The organism is Natronomonas sp., assembly GCF_036625485.1.
Classification (GTDB): Archaea; Halobacteriota; Halobacteria; order Halobacteriales; family Haloarculaceae; genus Natronomonas.
The window spans coordinates 1-3,010 of sequence record NZ_JAZKTR010000225.1 but is presented as its reverse complement, the minus strand read 5'-3'; the positions used below and the strand labels follow the sequence as shown (position 1 = coordinate 3,010).

General features: G+C 62.4%; 3 protein-coding genes and 1 pseudogene. 2 read left to right on the top strand and 2 right to left on the bottom strand.

The window, feature by feature from the left end:
* Nucleotides 1–459, top strand: a pseudogene (locus V5A53_RS14210) (isocitrate lyase); the annotation flags it as partial.
* Between the two features lie 129 nt (nt 460–588).
* Nucleotides 589–1,902: a malate synthase AceB gene (aceB, locus tag V5A53_RS14205; protein WP_332314268.1), complete on the top strand. Its 1,314-nt coding sequence runs from the start codon at nt 589–591 to the stop codon at nt 1,900–1,902.
* Between the two features lie 94 nt (nt 1,903–1,996).
* Here the strand turns inward: aceB and V5A53_RS14200 are convergent, their stop codons facing one another.
* Together V5A53_RS14200 and V5A53_RS14195 are read right to left on the bottom strand one after the other, a co-directional pair.
* Nucleotides 1,997–2,530, bottom strand: coding sequence for a hypothetical protein (locus tag V5A53_RS14200; RefSeq protein WP_332314267.1), 534 nt, complete (start codon nt 2,528–2,530; stop codon nt 1,997–1,999).
* 276 nt (nt 2,531–2,806) lie between these two features.
* Nucleotides 2,807–3,010 (bottom strand): hypothetical protein (locus V5A53_RS14195; RefSeq protein WP_332314266.1); only part of this gene is annotated, 204 nt, incomplete at its 5' end.

Here is a 3,010-nt window from a genome sequence, read left to right as displayed (position 1 = left end):
GCCGGCGTCGACCTGGTCTGGCCCGAGATGCCCGACCCGTCCCGCGAGGACGCCGTCAACTACGCCGAGACCATCCACGAGACCCACCCGGACCTGGATCTGGCCTTCAACTACTCCAGTTCCTTCGCGTGGTCCGAAGAGGAGGACCCGCTCACGTTCCAGGAACTCGGCGACCTCGGCTACCAGTACATCTTCATCACGCTGTACGCCCTGCACTCCGGCGCACACGCCGTCTACGAGGACATGAGCAACATCGCGGAGAACGACGAGGAAGCCCAGTGGGACCTCGAGGACCGCTACCTCGGCCACGAAACCGAGAGCCACCACGAGCTCTCCTTCGTCTCGCGCTTCCAGGACATCGAAGCGCAGTTCGACCCCGAAGCCAAGGAGCGGATGGAGAAGTCCGCCGGCTTCACCGAGGAAGAGTCCGACCCGCTGACCTCGAACGACGACGACTGATCGGCGCGCCGAACCGCCGGTTTCTTTCTTTTTGCGCGAGTAGTAACTACTGTATTCAACGCCTCTACCGCCAATAGAAGCCGTTTTGGCCACCTTTAATAACCGCGGCGTAGTCGATACGGATGACTCATGACCGAACTCGACAAGCGAACGCACGGCCGGAAGTTCGTGCGCACGTTCTTTACGACGCCAACCGCCGAGAAGGGCGTCGACGACTCCGCGAAGAAACTCCGTAGCGCCATCGGACTCCGTGGCATGCAGGCCCCGGACGTCTGGGTCCCGGACAACGAGGACGCCACCGCGCCGAACATGCGCGACGAGGGCGCCGAGAACATCGCCGAGGTCGTCGCCGAAGAGGGCGACGAGTTCCCCGGCGAGATCCACCCCCGCGTCGTCTGGCACCGCGACAGCCCCGAGACGCGCTACAAGGGCTTCCAGCACATGCTCGAGATCGCCGACCCCGAAAACGGCGCCGTCGAGAACATCGACGGGTTCGTCATCCCGGAAGTCGGTGACATCGACGACTGGAAGAAGGCCGACGAGTTCATCACCATCGTCGAGAACGAACACGGCCTCGAAGAGGGCAGTCTCAACATGTCCGTCATCATCGAGTCCGGTTCCGCCGAACTCGCAATGGGCAAGCTTCGCGACGAGATGGGCAAGGCCTCGAACAACCTCCAGCGCCTCTTCCTGCTGGTCGACGGCGAAGTCGACTACACCAAGGACATGCGCGCCATCACGCCGACCGGTGGCCTCCCCGAGTGGAAGGAACTCCGCCACAACACCTCCCGCGCCGCGAGCGCGGCGGGGCTCATCTCCGTCGACGGCCCCTACGACGACATCCGTGACGTCGAGGGCTACCACGACCGCATCACCGCCAACAACGCGATGGGCATGCTCGGCATCTGGTCGCTGACGCCCGGCCAGGTCGTCGAGGCCAACAAGAGCCCGCTCCCGCCGGCGGCCGGCTACTGGATCCTCGACGCTGGCGGCCGCACGGCCGAACTCGAAGACGAGGACGGCGTGCAGGTCTACTCCGGTGAAACCGTCGAACTCGAAGAAGAGGACGGCGGCTACGAGCTCGAAGTCGCCGGCGACGAATACTTCTTCGAAGACGAAGAGGAACTGGTCGCGGAACTGCTGGACCTCCTCGATTACGTCCCGAGCATGGACGACATCGTCGACTCCATGGAGGAGTTCGAGGCCGCCAAGGAAGCCGGACAGGGCGCCATCGCGATGACCCAGTCCGCAACCGTCGAGATCGACGGCGTGCAGGTCGACGTCGCTCAGGACCGTATGTGGGACGAAGCGACCTATCAGGCCCTCATGACGCCGATCAAGCTGTTCAAGGACGTCTACCACAACCGTCCCGACCAGCACGACGACCTCGCCGAACTCTACAGCGAGGACGTCGTCGAGCGCGCGCTCGAAGTCGGTAACTAACCACCTACTCGCAAACCCGCATTTTTGCACGATACCCCGCGATGGGGGCGAAACGACGGAACGTATGAAGAGCCAGCTAGTGGCCAGACCCTCGTTATCCCGCACTCATATCGGTCGACGCTTCCACGTCTTCTCGGCTAGCGAAGGCACTCCCCGTCCGGAGGAGGTAGCCGATGGCGAGCATCGTCAGGGACAACACCGCGACGACGCCGACGACTTTGGACAAGGGGTTGAATCCCGCAATGCCGGTTCCAAGGTTGAACAGGAACGTCAGCGGCAGGAGTACGAAGAGGAGACCCAGGGTCCGTGAATAGAGATCGGTTCGGAGGCTGACGGCGCTGAACAACCCGAATCCCAGGACGACGCCGACGAACACCCCCGGGAGGAAGTACATCGCGACGTTAGAGGGATCACCGCTCAGGACGTCCGCAGCATAACCGAACATCGTGACGGCCATCGCAGCCATCGTTATCCCACCGATAGCAGCGAAGAGGAGTCCGGCTTTGGCCAGTCGGCGACTCCGGTCAGCGAGGCTGGGATAGAAGCCGACCAATCCGATGAAGGCAGCAGTCCAGCTCGTGCCGACGAGAGCCTGTCCAAACGCCGCGGGTTCCGTCCCCGAAGACATATGAACGACCAAGAGCGCCGCATCCACCACGAATACCAGGCCTCCAATCAGAAACGCCGTCGCTCGCCATCGTTCGAGGGGTTCCCACCAGTGATTGTTAATAACTGGCATAATTCGAGATACTTCTTTATCTCTTATATAAACTCGCGACCGTTTACCGACTGTATACGTGAGTTACAGGGCGTAATCCGACGTTTCTTTTAAACCGAACTGCCGTTCGATTCCCGAATCAGCGGCGCTTGCTTGCGGCGACCCACCGTATAACAGGCAAGCGTCTCAGGGCCAGACGCGGTGTGATAGGCTCTGAAGAGCCTTCTCGTCTGCGAAGGGCGTGTGGTCGTGCGGCGTCGGCCGGACGTTCTCCTTGTCGTCGAGGAAGTCGCTGAGGCCGGCGCCGTCCTTGTGGTCGTAGCCGCCGATGGTCCACGGCGGCCAGATGGTCAGGTGTTCGTAGCGGCCGCCGCTGCCGTTCCACCGGGC

Coding starts and splice junctions, on each gene's coding strand:
- aceB (WP_332314268.1), top strand. CDS start 589: ATGACCGAACTCGACAAGCGAACGCACGGCCGGAAGTTCGTGCGCACG.
- V5A53_RS14200 (WP_332314267.1), bottom strand. CDS start 2,530: ATGTCTTCGGGGACGGAACCCGCGGCGTTTGGACAGGCTCTCGTCGGC.